The sequence below is a fragment of the Streptomyces sp. CG4 genome (assembly GCF_041080655.1).
GTDB lineage: Bacteria > Actinomycetota > Actinomycetes > Streptomycetales > Streptomycetaceae > Streptomyces.
This window is the reverse complement of record NZ_CP163525.1, coordinates 454057-471124: the sequence shown is the minus strand read 5'-3', so window position 1 is coordinate 471124 and position 17068 is coordinate 454057. Positions and strand designations below refer to the sequence as shown.

Below are 17068 nucleotides of genomic sequence, written 5' to 3'. Positions count from 1 at the left end.
CGAGGTACATGAAGATCCGGCCGCCCGCCGGCACCGCGAGCAGCGGCTACGCGGTGCCGGGGTCGTCGAGGAGCCGGAGCAGTACGTCGGCCTCCTCGCGGAGCCGGATCGCCCGGTCGGCCTGTGCGGGCGCCGTGAACTGCGCGGCGAGCATGAGCCGTTCCTCGACTTCGGCGCGTACGAGGTCGGTGATGTGCTGCTCGGTCAACTCGCGGCGGGCGGCCTCGGTGACGCCGACGCCGACCGGCGCCTCCTCGATGGCCACACCGCGCAGCTCCGCCGCCCCCACCGGCACCGCTTCGGCGTTGTCGAGCACGGCGAGCGTGGAACGCAAGGCGCTCACCGCGGTCTTGTCGCGGGCACGCATGGCTTCACGAAGGGCTTGACGCATCTGAAGGCGCAGAGACATGGGGCCGACCTTATGTGTCTGACTCAGGGCCCTCAACGGGATATCAGCTCAGGCGCAGGGCACCGGGCGCGCGGTCCTCGAAGATCTCGGTCAGCCAGTCGAACACGGTCGCTCCGCGCCCGCCGCGTGCCTCGGCCAGCTCGGCACTCACCTGCGGCCGGTTGTCCGGGTGACAGCGTGACAGCCGGATCTCCAACTGGCGAGCGGTCTCCGGATGTCCGAGATGCTCACGAGACACCTGATGCTCCCGCCACTCCACGACGAAGTCGCCGTCGTCCGGCGTTCCGAAGCCGCCGCTCAGGCAGTCCGCGAAGGCGTCGAGGTTTCTGCCGAAATAGCCGCCGGGACCATTGACCGCTTCGCCGATGACACGCCAGAAGTCTTCGAGGGTCTTGATCTGCGTGCCGTCCAGCACATAGGTGACTGTCACGCCCCAGAGGCTACGCGCCGCGTCACACGCCGTCCTCGGGATTTCCGCGCTCACCGGCGGGAGCGGCGAGTTCGACGTAGGAATGGAGCAAGGGGTTGGTGTCGCCGGCGCGCCAGGCGACGACCAGCCGGCTCGGAGGCATGTCGGCCAGTCCGACGACGGTTTGGCCCTCAGCCGGTTCCAGGCCGGGCGGCGCCAACTCGTGGCCCAGCGGCGCCAGTCCGACCGTTCCGTGGTGACCTGGCCGAGACCGGCCAGGTCACCGATCCGACGCGGGCTACATGTTCGGCCTGGTCATGCGTTCGGGTCGAAAGGGATGCCCGAGGGCATGGAGTGCGCCAGCGCGTACGGGAAGTCTCCGTCCTTGATCTTGATGGTGGCTGCGCCGAAGTCGGCGCTCAGCAGCTTTTCCCGCAAGCCCGGAGGGTAGCCGTCCCAGCCCACGAGCCGGGGGTAGAACCAGCCGCCGGTCACGTTCTCGGGAGGCTCGTCGTTGCTGTTGGCGAAGCGGAAGTCATGGGTGGAGACACCGTCCTTGTGATAGACGATCTTCGGATGGGTGCCGTCGAAGCGGACCGCGGAGCGGTCGGCCACCTGGTAGCCGGTGTGCTGGGACACCGAGACGTACTTGACCTCGTTGTCGTTGACCCACACCACGACGTGCTCCCAGTCATGGGTGTGTCCGATGGCGGCCGGGCCCAGCGTCGCCTGGTCCTTCTCGAAGTAGCTGGCGTACATGACGGCACACCAGCCGTTGTTGCACTTCTCGCGTGAGTAGGTGTTGGCGTTGGCGAGCTGGGCGTAGTCGTGGCAGTGACCGTTGACGTCGCCGCCGAGTTTCAGGCCGGGGTTGATGGTGCCGTCGGCCCCGATCGCGGCCGTGGCGTAGCAGCCGTCGCCGTCGTAGTCGTAGGCGGGGGAGAAGGTCTGTTCCAGGCCGTCGGCGTTCTGCGGGAGCAGGGTGAGGACGTTCGCGTGGGCACTCGCCGGGACCGCCACCACGAGCGTCATCGCCCCGACGGCACCGAGGAGGAGCTTGGCCAGGGACTTCACGTTGCGCATCACGGCTCCTCGTCGAGCGGATCGCGTCAGCAGGAGAGGTTGTCGCCCGGTGCGACGCCGAGGATCTGGGTGAAGCGCTGGTAGGCGTCGACGCGGCTTTGGACCTGGGCCGGGTTTTTGCCGTCGCATTCGAGGGAGCCGTTGATGGAGCGGATGGTCTGGCCGAAGCCGGCGCTGTTGACCATGGCGTCGTGGGGGGTCATGGTGCCGGGTCCGGACTGGGTGTTCCAGTACCAGAGGCCGGTCTTCCAGGCGATGGCGGGGTCGTTCTCGACCTGCCAGGGGTTGTCGAGGAGGTCGATGCCGAGGGCGTCGCCGGCGGCTTTGTAGTTGAAGTTCCAGGACAGCTGGAGGGGGCCGCGTCCGTAGTATGCGGCTTGTCCTGCCGGGCAGCCGTAGGGCCGGCTCCAGTCGCAGTAGGTGGGGTAGTTGGCGGTGTTCTGCTCGACGACGTAGACGAGGCCGCCGGTTTCGTGGCTGACGTTGGCGAGGAAGGCGGCGGCTTCCTGTTTCCTGACCGTGTCGCTGCCGGTGTTCGCGAAACCGGGGTAGGCGCTCAGGGCGGCGGTGAGACCGCTGTAGGTGTAGAAGGAGTTCCGGTTCGGGAACATCTGGTCGAACTGCCCCTCGCTCACCACGAAATCGGCCTGAATCGCCTGGCCGGCATGCGCGGGCGCGGACTGCCTCACGATGGCGCCGCCCGTGGCGGCGTGGGCGGGGTAACCGGCGAGCAGGCAGACGGACAGGCCGATCGCGGCGGTGAAGACAGCAGTGGAGCGGGACTTGGCCATGAGTGGGGGTGGCCTTTCGCGTGGGGGTGAGGGGAAGCAACGGGTTCGCGTTCACCTTGCAAACGGTGAACGCGCATGACGAGGGGGCGCAGCGGGTGCAGGGGGCGCCGCCCACCCGGGAACTTAAAGGTATGGACCACTTGCGTCAAGAGGTGAAGTAAGGCCTCGGGGAAAACGGTTGGAGAGCTGCGCGGTTCGTGTCACAGCGCGGTGAGCCGTCTCGTCGTAGGGGTGTAGCCGGCCCGCCGCGGCATAAGAGTCCGCTGTGGCCGACCGTTCCGCAAGTCCGTACCGGCCCGAGGAGAAGTGTCATGTCAATGGACGAGACGGCAACACGCAACAAAGCGATATTCAGTCGTTTTCACGGTGCCATGAGCAGCGGCGATCCGGAGGTCATCGCGAAGGCGATCGACGAACTCGTCGCTCCGGACCTCCAGTTCCACGCGCCGGTACCGAGGGGAATGACGGGAGTTCAGGCGCTCAAGCAGGTCTGGACGGTGCTCCTGGACGGGTTTCCGGATATTCACGTCGCGATTGAGGACATGATCGCCGAGGGGGACAAGGTCGTGGCCAGGAACACGGTGACCGGGACCCATCGGGGCGATTTCCGGGGCGTGGCGCCGACCGGCAGGTCCGTCACCTACGGCGAGATCTTCATCTTCCGTTTCGAGGACGGCAGGATCGCCGAGATCTGGGGCGTCGTCGACGTCCTCTCGCAGATGCGGCAGCTCGGCGCGGCGTAAACCGCATGGCTGCCGCGGGGCGGAGAGAACGCGCCTCGGGGAGCCTGCTGTGGGGTCCGCGCGCTCGTCGGCTTCAGTGCTGTCGGCGCGGGTCCTCCATGCCGGCGTGTTGCGCTCCTCGATGGCAGTCGCGAGGGGTGGCACGCGAACTCTCGGCGGAATTAAGGGGGTTGGGGTAAATCGGTGAACTCCGTGGCCGCGTGCGCAGGCGCATTCTCCGGGAGGTCACACTCCATGATCGCCGGAAGAGGTGAACCGGATCCGTGAGCCGCATGGGGTCACCACCGCTCGGGCATGCCCTGCCCATGCGTTCCCTGCTGATCATGTCCGCGCTGGCCACTGCCCTCGTCCCGGCCGCCGCACCGTCCTCACCTTCCGCATATACGGCCGCCGCTGTGCCCCCGGGGCATACGTACTTCTGGCCCGAACAGCACCAGATGGGTGCGGGCGGCGCCTGGGACTACGCGCCGCCCGGATACACGGAGGCCGACCCGCGTGTGAAGCGGCACGCGTACTCCTTCGACTCGCATGCCCCCGTCGCCGTCTACGCGATCAGCTACCAGCCCGACGGCTGCCTGTACCGCGAGATCCACCCCGATGACTACGCCAACTCCTGGGAGTGGGCCGAGAAGTTCGACGGGGTCAGTGACACCACGATGGGATGCCGGCCGGGCTGAATCACGCATGCGACCGCTCACGACGGCCGGTGCCGCGTTCGTGGTGCTCGGCCTCTCGCTGACCGCCTGTACGACGAGGGCGGACACATCACCCCGCCCTTCCCCCGACGACGTGGTCAAGGCCGCCACCCGGCGACTCACCGGGGACTGCCTCACGCGGCGAGGCCTCGCGCCGCCCCGTCCCGGCGGACCCACACCCTCCACCACCGAGCAACAGCGGGTCACCGCCGCGCTGTTCGGGACCGGCCCCGCGCAACTGTCTCTCCGTCTGCCCACGGGCCATGTCGTGCGCGCCCACACCGACGGCTGTCTCGCCGCGGCCCAACGGCGGCTGTACGGCGACCAGGTCCGCTGGTTCCGGACCTCGGTGGTCGTGAACAACCTGGGGCCGGAAGCCACCGCGACCCATCAGTCCCTCGCGGAAGTCCGCGCCCGGCACCGTGCCGAGATCACCGAGTGGCAGCGGTTGCGGACACACGCCGTCGATGAAGCGACCCTCCTGCTGACCCATCACCGCTGACCTCGACGCACCGCACACGGTGACCCCCGCACGGTGACACCCACGCATTGACACCCACCCGCTGTCACCCACGCCGAAAGGAACCCACCGGCATGCCCAAGCGCCTCGCCGCCCTGCTCGCCGCCACCGCCCTGTCCGCCGGGGCCGTGCTCGCCACCTCCGCGTCCGCGCACGCGGTGCCCTGCGGCAGCGGCAACTTCTGTGTGTGGACGGACGCCAATTTCACGGGACTGAAGATCGAACACAGCGGTGACGACCACTGGTGGGAGGGCGACATGTACGGGAACGACTCCTCCTGGGCGAACCATGGCATCTCCGGGCCCGGAGTCAAGGATCACGTCCGGGTCTACTCCGGCCGTGAACTGACGGGCCATGTGACCATCTGTCTGGCTCCGGGCGAGGAGGTCGGCTGGAACGCCGCCGCCAACGACCAAGGCGGCTCCCACACCTGGACCATGGGCTGCTGAGCCGGGACGAAGCCGACAGACACTCCGCGTCACGCCCGGCACCGTCACGCCCGGCACCGGCGTTCACCGAACGCCGGTGACCGGCCCCCGGGTCCGGGGCGATCGCGGGGTCTGGATCCAGCCACCACTGTCGTATTCGGCCACCGCCCTGACATGGTGTTTTACAGTGGCTGGCGTCAGTTCCGGCGATAACACCTGTGAGGTATGCGCGAACATGCCGACTGAAACGCTCGAGTTTCAGGTAGAGGCCCGTCAGCTGCTGCAGCTGATGATCCACTCGGTCTACTCGAACAAGGACGTCTTCCTGCGGGAGCTCGTCTCCAACGCCTCCGACGCACTGGACAAGCTGCGTCTGGAGAAGCTGCGGGACGACGCACTGGACGCCGATGTGTCCGATCTGCACATCGAGATCGACACCGACAGCGCCGCCCGCACCCTCACCGTGCGGGACAACGGCATCGGGATGTCGCACGACGAGGTCGGGCAGCTCATCGGCACCATCGCCAACTCCGGCACCGCGAAGTTCCTCGAGGAACTGCGGGAGGCCAAGGACGCGGCAGGGGCGGAAGGGCTCATCGGCCAGTTCGGTGTCGGGTTCTACTCGGGGTTCATGGTCGCGGACGAGGTCACCCTGGTGACCCGGCGCGCCGGCGAGGCCCACGGCACCCGCTGGACGTCGCGCGGCGAGGACACGTACACGCTGGAGCCGGCCGAGGACGCGCCGCGGGGCACGTCGGTCACGCTCCACCTCAAGCCCGCCGACCCCGAGAACCAGCTTCACGACTACACCTCCCCGTGGAAGATCAGGGAGATCATCAAGCGGTACTCGGACTTCATCACCTGGCCCATCCGGATGGTGCCCGAGAGTTCCGGCGCGGCCGGCGCGGCCGACGAGAGCGACGAGGCGCCCGAGCCCGAGACGCTCAACTCGATGAAGGCGCTGTGGGCGCGGTCGCGTGACGAGGTGTCCGACGACGAGTACCACGAGCTGTACAAGCACATCGGCCACGACTGGCGCGACCCGCTGGAGACGATCCGGCTCCAGGCGGAGGGCACCTTCGAGTACCAGGCGCTGTTGTTCCTCCCCGCGCACGCGCCCCACGACCTGTTCACGCGGGACTTCAGGCGCGGTGTGCAGCTGTACGTCAGGCGCGTGTTCATCATGGACGACTGCGAGGCGCTGCTCCCGCCGTACCTCCGCTTCGTCAAGGGCGTCGTCGACGCGGCCGACCTCTCGCTCAACGTCTCCCGCGAGATCCTCCAGCAGGACCGCCACATCGAGATGATGCGGCGACGGCTGACGAAGAAGGTCCTGTCCACGGTCAAGGACATGATGACCAAGGACCACGACCGCTACGCCACGTTCTGGGGCGAGTTCGGCACCGTTCTGAAGGAGGGGCTGGTCACCGACGCGGAGAACCGTGACGCCATCCTCGCCCTCGCCTCGTTCGCGAGCACGCACCACGACACCGAGCCGACCACGCTCAAGCAGTATGTGGAGCGGATGAAGGACGGCCAGGACGACATCTACTACCTGACCGGCGAGTCCCGGCAGAGCATCGAGAACTCCCCGCACATGGAGGCCTTCCGGGACCGGGGCATCGAGGTGCTGCTGCTCACCGACGCCGTCGACGAGGTGTGGGCCGACGCCGTCGGCGAGTACGAGGGCAAGAAACTGCGCTCCGTCGCCAAGGGGCAGATCGACCTCGACGACAAGGGCGACGACACCGCCGACGGTGAGCGGGAGAAGCAGACCGAGGAGTACGCCGGCCTGCTCGGCTGGATGACCGAGCAACTGGCCGAGGACATCAAGGAGGTACGTCTGTCCTCCCGCCTCACCGTCTCCCCGGCCTGTGTCGTCTCCGACGCGGGCGAACTGACCCCGGCGTTGGAGAACATGTACCGGGCCATGGGCCAGGAGGTGCCCCGGGCCAAGCGGATCCTGGAGCTCAACCCCGGCCATCAGCTGGTGAAGGGCCTCAACCAGGCCTACAAGGAGCGTGAGGACCGTTCGCAGCTGACCGAGACCGCCGAACTCCTGCACGGCCTGGCGGTGCTCGCCGAGGGTGGCCAGCCAAAGGACCCGTCCCGCTTCGTCAAGCTCATGGCGGACCGCCTGGAACGCGCGCTGTAGCCCGGCCCCGCCAGACATCGGCGGCCTGTCCCGACCCCGGGACAGGCCGCCGATGTGCGTGTGCACCAGCCTCCGTCTTGTGAAGACACAACAAACCGGTGCGGCGAAATTCTTCCCTGGCCTGCCCTGACAGCCTCCCGGCCTTTTGAAATGATCTCGATGAAAGCAACGAAGATCTTGTGGAGGTCCCATAACTCATGGGGGTTGAGATGAACGACCGCGGTGAGGTGCTGGTCACGGGTGTCGGCGCGATGACGCCGGTGGGGGCCGATGCCTCCTCGACCTGGGCGGGACTGCTGTCCGGGACATCCGGTGTCTCCCTCCTCGACGAGGAGTGGGCCGCCGGTCTGCCGGTGCATGTCGCGGCCAGGCTTCCGGTCGATCCTGCGGCGTCGCTCCCGAGGGTCGAGGCGCGAAAGCTGGACCGGGGCGAGCAACTCGCCGTGCTCAGCGCGCGCGAGGCCTGGCAGGACGCCGGGTTGCCGCAGGTGGAGCCGGAGCGGTTGGCCGTCGTCATCGGCACCGGCACCGGAGGCGTCCTCACCACGCTGGGGCAGGACGACATCTTCGAACAGAGCGGCGTACGTCGGTTGTCGCCGTTCGCCGTCCCGATGCTCATGCCCAACGGGCCGGCGGCCTGCGTCAGCATGGACCTGGGCGCGCAGGGCGGGGCCCGTACGCCGATCAGCGCGTGCGCCTCCGGTGCCGAGGCCCTTGCCCTGGGCCAGGACCTGATCCGCAGCGGCCGTGTGGACGTGGTCGTGGCCGGCGGTGTGGAAGCCTGTCTGCACCCCTTCACCATCGCCGCCTTCGCCCAGATGAAGGCACTGTCGACGAGGTCCGAGGACCCGGCGTCGGTGTCCCGGCCGTTCGACGCCGAACGCTCCGGATTCGTCATGGGGGAGGGCGCCGGGATGCTGGTCCTCGAACGTCCCGGATTCGCCCGGGCCCGTGGCGCACGGGTACACGGAACCCTCGCAGGCAGCGCTGTGACCTCCAGCGCTCGTCACATCACCGCCTCCGACGCGGACGGCCAGGTCTTCGCCATCCAACAGGCCCTGAGGGACGCCGGGTTGAGCCCGAAGGACATCGGACTCGTCCATGCCCACGCCACCTCCACCGAGTCCGGTGACCTGGCGGAGGCGGAGGCCGTCCGCCGGGCCGTCGGCGCGCACCCCGTGGTGACGGCGACGAAGTCCATGACCGGCCACATGCTGGGCGCGTCCGGAGCCGTCGGGGCGCTGGCCGCGGTGCTGGCGCTCAAGGAGGGCGTCGTGCCGGCGACCCGCAACCTCGAGAAGATCGACCCGCGGATCGAGCTGGACGTCGTACAGGGCACGAACCGGACGGGGCGGTGGCCGGCGGCACTGGCCAACTCCTTCGGCTTCGGCGGCCACAACGTGACGCTAGTCTTCACGAGCTGACCTGGCGTCAGACAACGGGTTCGGCAGCTCGGCGCCGTCGTGCACAGCCCGGCGCGGTCGCCGTGATGACGAGCGGCCAGAGCAGGAACTGGTCCGTCATGACGAGGAGGGCGGCGATCGCGAGGAGGGCGAGGAGCGCGCAGCGGTGGGGCAGGCCTCGGGGCCGTCCTCGGGGCAGGATCGGGCAGGAGTCGTGGAGCGGCGGCTGGGCCCGGCGCGAACACGGTCACGAAAGATCCGGTGGTGAGCAGCACGAGCGGCTGCGGGCTATGCCGGCGACCGTCGTGCCGGCAGGGGCGAGGGCCGACAGCCCCGTCGGCACAGGAGGTGTACTTCCGCCTCCTGGTTCCCGGCGTACCCGTCGCACTGCGGTGTGAGCAACCGCCCGGATCGGAGCGTGCGGGTAAGCCCCGTGAAGGTCTCGGCCAGTCCGGGGTCGTCGGAGATGGTGATGACGTCGAGGTCGCCTCCACTGCCGTGCAGGGTACAGACGCTGACGGACCGTCCGGTCGCACGAGTCTCCTGCTCCACGTACGCGTTCGGCGGCAGCACCGACGTCGGCAGGTCACATTGCCGCCCGGGCTCCGACGTCGACTGAGCGGCACCCGGCAGCGTCGGCTGAGGAAGCCTCGCCTTGCAATCGAGCGATGAGGCCGCCCCGCCGGCCAGAGCAACGGCGGCCTTCGCCATCCCGAGCTCAGCAGGTTGAGGCCCAGCTTCGGGGCGCCGTTGTCGTTGGCGTCGTAGTAGTAGTGGTAGACGAACAGATCGCCGTCGATGCCGTGCAGGCTGTGCTCCACATAGTCGTGCACGTTCCGACTTGGCCCAGTCGACGAGCCTGCTGGACAATCGCCGCGTCTCCTCTAGACTGACAATCTAGGAATGGACGGTTGGTCTAATCGCATCTTGCCGAGAGGTTTCCGTGGACGAGGCTGACGCACACCTCATCGGTGAGGCCGAGAAGATCGCCGTAGCGTTGGGGCGCATGTTCCCAGGCCTGTGCGAAGTGGTGCTACACGATCTGCGGGATCCGGAGCATGCGATTCGGGCGATCGAGAACAACCTCTCCGGCCGCCAGGTCGGCGACTCCGCCACGGAGTTGGGCCTGGCTCGCATCCAGGATCCCCACTACCCGAGCGTGATCCAGAACTACCCCAATCAGTTCCCCGACGGTCGCCCGGCGAAGAGCACGTCGATCGGCATCAAGAACGCCGCGGGGGAGTACGTCGCCGCCCTCTGCCTGAACCTCGACGTGTCCGTCCTGTCACCGGTGACCCTCGCGCTGTCCAACCTGGTGGCCACGGACACCGAGCACCGCGACCAGCCCCTGGAGACGCTCCGGGACCGCAACGCGCGCGAACTGCGCCAGGCGGTGGAGGCGCATGCCGCGGAGCGCGCCGCGACGCCCCGGTCGCTGAGCCGGGAGGACAAGAAGGCACTCGTGCGACAGCTCCAGCGCGACGGCTACTTCGCCTCCCGCGATGCGGCACAGACCATCGCGGACCTGCTCGGTGTGTCCCGCGCGACCGTCTACAACTACGCGAAGTAGCCGCCAGGACCCCGCCCTTCCGAAGGAAGCGGACAGCCCTCCGCGAACCCGCCTGTGAACGCCCTGGCCGTTCCGGACACCCCGTATGGGAACGCGTCACCGGCTGGTGAGCAGCGGCCCCTCAACTCGCGGCAACGGCTTCACCACTCCCGTATCGGCCTCTCAATCTCCGGCATCTGCCGGGCGACTCCCGCCCGGCGAGCGGCGCACGCCGCCCCCGCCTCGGAAAATTCGATGTCAGCGACCCCGTCGGCTCCGCTAGCGTCGGGCGCGTGACTCCAGCAGATCTCGTAGCCGTCATCTCCGACGGCATCCACACGGCCCTCCAGTCCGGACGCATCTCAGCCGAGGTGCCCGAGCAGATCCGCGTGGAGCGCCCCCGGCACCGCGGCCACGGCGACTACTCGACCAACGTCGCCCTGCAGCTCGCCAAGTCGGCGGGTCTGCCTGCCCGGGCCGTCGCCGAGGTGCTGGCGCCCCTGGTGGGCGCGGCCGCCGGAGTCGCGAAAGCCGAGGTCGCGGGCCCCGGATTTCTGAACATCACGCTGGAGAGCGCGGCGATCGGCGCCCTGGCACGGGACATCGTCCTGGCCGGCGACGCCTACGGCCGCACCGACCGGCTCGGCGGCCTGCGGCTCAACCTGGAGTTCGTCTCCGCCAACCCCACCGGCCCGGTACACATCGGCGGAGCCCGCTGGGCGGTCGTCGGCGATGTGCTGGCCCGGCTGCTCGAAGCTGCGGGCGCGGATGTGTCGAGGGAGTACTACTTCAACGACGCCGGCGTACAGATCGACCGCTTCGTGCGCTCACTGCTCGCCGCGGCGCACGGCTCACCGGTACCAGAAGACGGCTACAGCGGCGCCTACATCGAGGAGATCGCGGCAGCCGTACTGCGCAGGCGGCCCGGCGCCCTGGACCTCCCGGACACCGAGTGCTACGCCGCGTTCCGGGCGGTGGGCACGGAGCTCATGTTCGACGAGATCAAGACCTCGCTCGCCGCGTTCGGAACCCACTTCGACACCTACTTCAACGAGAAGGATCTGCACGACCGGGGCGACCTGGACGCCGCCCTCGCCCGCCTGCGCGACGGCGGTCACGTCTTCGAGGACCAGGGCGCGGTCTGGCTGCGCACCACGGACTTCGGCGACGACAAGGACCGGGTCCTGGTCAAGAGCGACGGCTCCTGGACGTACTTCACCGCGGACTGCGCGTACTACCTGAACAAGCGGTCCCGGGGCTTCGAACGGGTCGTCATCATGCTCGGCGCCGACCACGCCGGCTATGTGGGCCGGATGCGGGCCATGGCGGCCTGCTTCGGCGATGACCCGGACCGGAATCTGGAGATCCTGATCGGCCAGCTGGTGAACCTGGTCAAGGACGGCACACCGGTCCGGATGAGCAAGCGGGCGGGTACGGTCCTCACACTCGACGACCTCACCGAGGCGGTCGGCGTCGACGCCGCGCGGTACGCGCTGGCCCGGGCCAGCGTGGACGCGATGATCGACCTCGACATCGACCTGCTGACCCGGCAGTCGAACGACAACCCGGTCTACTACGTGCAGTACGCGCACACCCGGCCCTGCTCCGTGCTGCGCAAGGCGCGGGAAGCCGGGATCGGGAAGGGCGCTCCGGAGGACTTCGAGCCTGCCCTGCTCACCCATGAGCGGGAGGTGGACCTGCTGGGCATGCTGGCCGAGTTCCCGCAGGTCGTGGCCACGGCGGCCACGCTGCGCGAACCGCACCGGGTGGCGTACTACCTGGAGGCGCTGGCCGGCACGTACCACCGCTTCTACGACGCCTGCCGGGTCCTGCCACGGGCCGACGAGGAGGCGGACGACCTCACCCGCGCCCGGCTGTGGCTGACGGAGGCGAGCAGACTGGTCCTGTGCAACGGACTACGACTGCTCGGAGTCACGGCACCGGAACGGATGTAGGCAGACGGAGCCGGCTGTCCCATGCGCCACGGCGCGGGGTCGCAACTCCCCGGAGGCGTTCCGCGATGTGCCAAGGCGCGAGGCCGCTGCTCCCCGGTGTTCCGCTCGGTCAGCCGGCGGGCGGCGGCTTCGACGACCGCCGCGCGGTGCTGGGCCGGCTGCTGTGCTGGCCAGGACCGGCTGAACTCCTCGGGGGTGACGCCCTCCGCGGCCCAGAACCACCCCTGGGCCGCGGCGAGCACCATGGTCAGGAGATCGTCGGGCGCCGTCTCCTGGGACACATCGCCGCGCCGCTGCGCGTCGGCCACTTCCCCGGCCTTGCGTTGGGAGGCATCCGCCTCGATTCCGGGGGTGGCCGAGGGCCGCCGCTCCAGCAGCTTCCGCGCTCCGCGCTCGTCCGCTGGCGCGCCTTCTCCGAACGGGGGAGTGTTTCCAAGCGCCGTCGGCTCTTTGGGCGCTGGGCTATGCTGTGTGGCCATGACTACCGGGACGGCGTTGCGCCACTCACGGATTGGTGACCCGGTGCTCTTCTGAGTGCCGTACGGGCCGGTGCGGGCCCGCTGTTCGATCGAGGATCTTGCGCCGCTGCGCGGGCACCACCTCCGTCGTGTTGATCACAGGCTCGACTCATCAACCACGACAGGAGCATTCATGCCCACCAAGACGTTGCAGATTCCCACCGCGGACGGTCATGCAGACGCCTTCGCCGCTTTCCCCGACCGTGGCGAGCGGCACCCAGGGGTGCTGATGTACGCGGACGCCTTCGGCATACGGCCCGTGCTGCGGGAGATGGCCTGCGAACTCGCCGGGCACGGGTACTACGTGCTCGTCCCCAACTTCTTCTACCGGCACGGCCCGGTACCGCTGATCGAACTTCCCGAGCACATCGGAGAAGAGGTCAGGCCCGCGGTCATCGCCCAGGTGATGCCCCTGATCGAGGCGCACACCGCCGAACGCATCCTGAGCGACGCCGACGCTTACCTCAGGTTCCTGACCGGCCAGCCCGAGGTCGGCACCGGACCGGTCGCGGTGACCGGCTACTGCATAGGCGGCCTCCTGGCGATGCGCACCGCCGCGGCCCACCCCGGCCAAGTGGCCGCCGTCGCCGGATTCCACGGCCCCGTGGGCGCCGACGACCCGGACAGCCGGCACCGCCTCCTCTCCCGGCTCACCGCCCAGGTCCACCTCGGCCACGCCGAAACCGACATGACGCCCGAGGCCCTCGGCGAGCTCAACCAGGCCCTGGACGCCGCGGGTGTCGGCTACACCTCCGAGATCTACCCCGGCACCGTCCACGGCTTCACCATGTCCGACACGGACGCCTTCAACCCCGCCGCACTACAGCGCCATTGGGACCGCCTGCTGCCCCTCCTCGGCCGCACCCTGAAACAGACGGCTCCGTAAGACCCAACCTGCTGTTCGTCCCCTTCGTGGGAGCGGTCGATGCCGCAGAATGCGCTGACGGGACGTCTGCGGGAGCCACGCCATGGGATCAGCCCGGATCCTCGTGGTGGTCACCGTCACGTCCGAATCTGGCCAGCATCAGGGGTGGGCGATCGCCTAGAACTGGGGCATGACGATTTACTCGGCCGTGGTCACCACCGGCATCTACTGCCGACCGGGCTGCGGGTCACAGCCGCTCGCGGAGAACGTGCGCATGTTCGAGCTCCCGGCGGCGGCCGAGGCGAACGGGTTCCGGGCGTGTCTGCGGTGCCGGCCCTGGCGGGTGGCCGGGCCGGTCGCCGCCGACGTTCCCGAACTGCTCTGCAGGGCCGTGCAGTTGATCATCTCGGGGGCGCTGGACACCGGCACCGAGGCCGCGCTCGGCGCCCGGCTCGCCGTGTCGCCCCGGCATCTGCGGCGGCTGTTCACCCAGCACCTGGGGGTGACCCCGGACCAGCTCGCCCGCTCACGACGCGCACACTTCGCACGCCGGCTGCTGGACGACACCGACCTGACGGTCGCCGATGTGGCGTTCGCGTCCGGGTTCGGCAGCGTACGGCAGTTCAACCGGGACATGCGGCAGGTGTTCCAGGCCTCGCCGGTGGAACTGCGCAGCCGGCGCAGGCGAGCGGACCGGCTCGTGGCGGACGGCGGGCTGGTGCTGCGGCTGCCCTTCGCACCGCCGCTGCACTGGCCCGCACTGCTGGCGTACCTCGCCGAGCGTGCCGTACCGGGCGTGGAGTCGGTGCGGGAGGGTGTGTACCGGCGCACGATCAGCCTGGACGGTGCGGCCGGGCTGCTGGAGGTGTGCGCGGGCGGCGCGGACCATCTGCTGCTGCGAGCCCATCTGCCGTTCTGGGAAGGGCTGATCCATGTCGTGGAGCGCGTCGGCCGGATCTTCGGCGTGGACGCGGACATGGCCCCGGCGGAGGCGGCCCTGGCCGACGATCCGCTGGTCGGCCCGCTGATCGCGGCCCGCCCGGGACTGCGGGTGCCGGGCGCCTGGGGAGCGTTCGAGATCGCTGTGGACGCGGTCCTCGACCAGGACGCCGGCCGGCCGCTGGTGCGCGAACGGATGGCTGCCCTCGTCGAGGCCGCCGGTCAGCCGGTTCCAGGGCTCGGCCACGGCCTGACCCACCTCTTCCCGTCCGCTCAGACCGTGGCCGCAGCCGACTTGAAGGGTGCGGGACTGCCGGTGGACACGGCAGACTCCGTCCGGGCCCTGGCCCTGGCTGCCGCGCGCGACGACACGCTGTTCGACGGCGGTTCATCACTGGCGGACCTGATCCGTGGCCTGGCCGCCGTCCCTGGTGTCACGGAGGACACGGCTCAGTGCATCGCGATGCGACTGGGTTACGACGACGCGTTCCCGGCCGTAGGCCGCGCGGACGCGGCGCGTGGGGGAGAGGCGGGCGCCGAGTCCGATGACGCCGTTGGGGGCGGCGAGGGCGGCGCCGCCTGGCGCCCCTGGCGCGCCTTCGCCGCGACCCACTTGGCCATGGCGCACTTTCCCGGGCTGATGGCCTGACCGGGCCACGCCCCGCACAAGCCACCGCACGCACACAAGCCACAGCACGACCGGACGACGACCCGACGAGGCCGCGTCCCGACGTCCACCAACTGAGCCGGACCGACATTCACCACTGCCGAAGGGACCGCACATGAACAACGCCCAGCGAGAACTGGCCGACACCCTGCGTGCGTTGCACACACCCGCCGACGGCCGCGCGCTGGTGCTGCCCAACGCGTGGGACGCGGCGAGCGCGGCGCTCATCGCCCAGGCGGGTGCGCGGGCGATCGCGACGACCAGCGGGGGCATCGCCTGGTCGGCGGGCCGGTCCGACGGCCATGGCCTGACCCGGGAGGAGATGGCCGAGGCCGTACGGCGTATCGCCGACGCGGTCGACGTGCCGGTGAGTGCCGACATCGAGGGGGGTTACGGCCCCGGCGCCGAAGACGTCGCGGCCACCGTCCGTGCGGTGATCGCGGCCGGCGCGGTCGGTGTCAATCTCGAGGATTCCCTCGCCCCCGGCGGGCCGCTCCACGGCTTGCCCGACCAGGCCGTACGACTGCGCGCGGCCCGTGCCGCAGCCGAGGAGGCGGGGCTGTCCGGCCTGTGGATCAACGCGCGCACGGACGTGTTCCTGTTCGGCATCGGCGCCCCGGAGGACCGCGTGGAGAACGTGCTGTCCCGGGCGGCGGCCTACGCCGAAGCGGGCGCCGACAGCCTGTTCGTGCCCGGGCTCGTGGACGTGGACACGGTGGCCGAACTGGTCCGCCGCAGCTCCCTGCCGGTCAACGTGATGGCGGGCCCGGGCGCGCCGCCGGTGAAGGAGTTCGAAGCAGTCGGCGTCCGCCGCGTCAGCGTGGGCACCGCGCTCGCCCAGACCGCGTACGGGACCGTCCAGCGCGTGGCCGCCGAGCTGTTGGGCTCGGGTACCTACGGCGCGATGGCGGGCGCGGCGGACTTCGGCACGGTGAACAGTGCGGTGACCGCACGGCGCACGGCGAACGGCCCGAAGACCCACTGACGCGGCTACTCCGGTCAGCCCATGGGTGCGTTACTCACTTTCGGGTGAACGCACCCGTGGCGGCGGGGTGGCGCGAGCCGGTGACCGAGTGCCTCGGGCTCGTGTCTTCCGGGCACCTAAGCCCAAGGTCTCGTCAATCGCCAGCTTTCAGGACATAAATGGTCCTTGCATGTGAGAGTCATGGATTGCTGCTGGATCCGTAATGCCACGCGCGTTTTCCGCACAAAGTCGGGCGAAGGTTGCAGGGTGTGCGTGTGCGGCCGACCGGCCGCCGACTCGCTCAACGCACTCGTGCCGGTCCGCGGCCGTCATGTCGCGTTGGCGCGGGTGTACGCATCCTTTGAAGGGGGACCTTGTGTCCGTTTCTTCTTCCGTCCGCCGTCTGACCGCGACCGCTGCCGTGGCCGCCGCCGTAGTGGGTGCCGTGGCGCCTTCGGCCGTGGCCGCCGGCCGGGAGCCGGTCCGTCCGCACGCAGTGGTGTACATCAGCAGCGTGCAGCACAACCGGCAGGGCCGGGACGACCGTGCCAACAGCTCGCTGAACAAGCAGTGGGTGGGCATCACGAACAGCTCCCGCCGGGCGATGAACCTGGACAACTGGAAGCTGTCCGACCGGGACGGCCACACCTACACCTTCCACCACGTCCGGCTCGCGGGCCGGGCCACCGTCCGTGTCCACACCGGCGTCGGCCGGAACACCGCGACCGACCTCTACCAGGACCTCCGCACGCGCGTGTGGGACGTCAGCGCCGACAGCGCGACCCTGCGCGACGCCCACGGCCGGATCATCGACGCCGTCTCCTGGGGCCGCCGCAGTGCGCAGACCGGCCGGCAGCACGGCAGCGTGTCCCACCGTGCGGGAGTCCGTCACCGCGACGCCGCCCCCCACAGCCACGACGTCCGCGGCCACTGACCCGTTGGTCCCCTGAACCAACCACTGGGTGCCCGGTCCCG

The 17068-nt window shown here is 69.6% G+C and carries 16 protein-coding genes and 2 pseudogenes; 12 read left to right on the top strand and 6 right to left on the bottom strand.

All coding sequences use genetic code 11. The features are described 5' to 3' along the window. Positions 1–46 precede the first annotated feature (46 nt). The 5 genes and pseudogenes from AB5L52_RS02170 to AB5L52_RS02150 form a co-directional block, all read right to left on the bottom strand. A complete protein-coding gene (locus tag AB5L52_RS02170; RefSeq protein WP_369368793.1) occupies positions 47–367 on the bottom strand; it encodes a hypothetical protein in 321 nt (106 codons plus the stop codon). Positions 368–452: 85 nt separating this feature from the next. Further along, the gene (locus AB5L52_RS02165) at positions 453–839 is read right to left on the bottom strand and encodes a barstar family protein (RefSeq protein WP_369362423.1); all 387 of its coding nucleotides are present in this window, start codon (positions 837–839) and stop codon (positions 453–455) included. A 22-nt stretch (positions 840–861) separates the two neighbouring features. Continuing rightward, positions 862–1074 (bottom strand): annotated as a pseudogene (locus AB5L52_RS02160) (hypothetical protein); the annotation flags it as partial. Between the two features lie 59 nt (positions 1075–1133). After that, the gene (locus tag AB5L52_RS02155; RefSeq protein WP_369362422.1) at positions 1134–1901 is read right to left on the bottom strand and encodes an NPP1 family protein; all 768 of its coding nucleotides are present in this window, start codon (positions 1899–1901) and stop codon (positions 1134–1136) included. 26 nt (positions 1902–1927) lie between these two features. Continuing rightward, entirely contained in the window at positions 1928–2692 is a 765-nt protein-coding gene (locus tag AB5L52_RS02150) for a chitinase (RefSeq protein ID WP_369362421.1), read from the bottom strand. Between the two features lie 311 nt (positions 2693–3003). Between AB5L52_RS02150 and AB5L52_RS02145 the strand changes: the two genes are divergently transcribed. The 8 genes from AB5L52_RS02145 to argS all read left to right on the top strand — a co-directional run bounded on the left by AB5L52_RS02145 (position 3004) and on the right by argS (position 12140). Continuing rightward, complete coding sequence (locus AB5L52_RS02145; RefSeq protein ID WP_351575635.1) at positions 3004–3435, top strand: ester cyclase; 432 nt, start codon at positions 3004–3006, stop codon at positions 3433–3435. Positions 3436–3707: 272 nt separating this feature from the next. After that, on the top strand, positions 3708–4112 hold the full coding sequence (locus tag AB5L52_RS02140; RefSeq protein ID WP_369368792.1) for a hypothetical protein: 405 nt from the start codon (positions 3708–3710) through the stop codon (positions 4110–4112). 7 nt (positions 4113–4119) lie between these two features. Next, the gene (locus AB5L52_RS02135) at positions 4120–4632 is read left to right on the top strand and encodes a hypothetical protein (protein WP_369362420.1); all 513 of its coding nucleotides are present in this window, start codon (positions 4120–4122) and stop codon (positions 4630–4632) included. A 92-nt stretch (positions 4633–4724) separates the two neighbouring features. Further along, positions 4725–5099 carry a peptidase inhibitor family I36 protein gene (locus tag AB5L52_RS02130; RefSeq protein ID WP_351034639.1) on the top strand — a complete coding sequence of 125 codons (375 nt, stop codon included), beginning with the start codon at positions 4725–4727 and terminating at the stop codon, positions 5097–5099. Between the two features lie 214 nt (positions 5100–5313). Beyond that, positions 5314–7233 carry a molecular chaperone HtpG gene (gene htpG / locus AB5L52_RS02125; RefSeq protein WP_369362418.1) on the top strand — a complete coding sequence of 640 codons (1920 nt, stop codon included), beginning with the start codon at positions 5314–5316 and terminating at the stop codon, positions 7231–7233. A 209-nt stretch (positions 7234–7442) separates the two neighbouring features. After that, entirely contained in the window at positions 7443–8657 is a 1215-nt protein-coding gene (locus AB5L52_RS02120) for a beta-ketoacyl synthase (protein ID WP_369362417.1), read from the top strand. A gap of 922 nt (positions 8658–9579) precedes the next feature. Then, complete coding sequence (locus tag AB5L52_RS02115; RefSeq protein ID WP_369362416.1) at positions 9580–10206, top strand: transcriptional regulator; 627 nt, start codon at positions 9580–9582, stop codon at positions 10204–10206. A gap of 272 nt (positions 10207–10478) precedes the next feature. Continuing rightward, positions 10479–12140, top strand: coding sequence for an arginine--tRNA ligase (gene argS / locus AB5L52_RS02110; protein ID WP_369362415.1), 1662 nt, complete (start codon positions 10479–10481; stop codon positions 12138–12140). 128 nt (positions 12141–12268) lie between these two features. On the opposite strand, the pseudogene AB5L52_RS02105 reads toward argS, so the two are convergent. Continuing rightward, positions 12269–12619 (bottom strand): annotated as a pseudogene (locus AB5L52_RS02105) (hypothetical protein); the annotation flags it as partial. Positions 12620–12791: 172 nt separating this feature from the next. On the opposite strand from AB5L52_RS02105, the gene AB5L52_RS02100 reads away from it, so the two are divergent. The 4 genes from AB5L52_RS02100 (at position 12792) to AB5L52_RS02085 (ending at position 17027) form a co-directional block, all read left to right on the top strand. After that, a complete protein-coding gene (locus tag AB5L52_RS02100; RefSeq protein WP_369362414.1) occupies positions 12792–13544 on the top strand; it encodes a dienelactone hydrolase family protein in 753 nt (250 codons plus the stop codon). Between the two features lie 169 nt (positions 13545–13713). Next, positions 13714–15111, top strand: coding sequence for a bifunctional transcriptional activator/DNA repair enzyme AdaA (locus tag AB5L52_RS02095; RefSeq protein WP_369362413.1), 1398 nt, complete (start codon positions 13714–13716; stop codon positions 15109–15111). A gap of 133 nt (positions 15112–15244) precedes the next feature. Continuing rightward, on the top strand, positions 15245–16114 hold the full coding sequence (locus AB5L52_RS02090) for an isocitrate lyase/phosphoenolpyruvate mutase family protein (protein ID WP_369362412.1): 870 nt from the start codon (positions 15245–15247) through the stop codon (positions 16112–16114). A 355-nt stretch (positions 16115–16469) separates the two neighbouring features. Next, positions 16470–17027: a lamin tail domain-containing protein gene (locus tag AB5L52_RS02085; RefSeq protein ID WP_369362411.1), complete on the top strand. Its 558-nt coding sequence runs from the start codon at positions 16470–16472 to the stop codon at positions 17025–17027. Positions 17028–17068 lie beyond the last annotated feature (41 nt).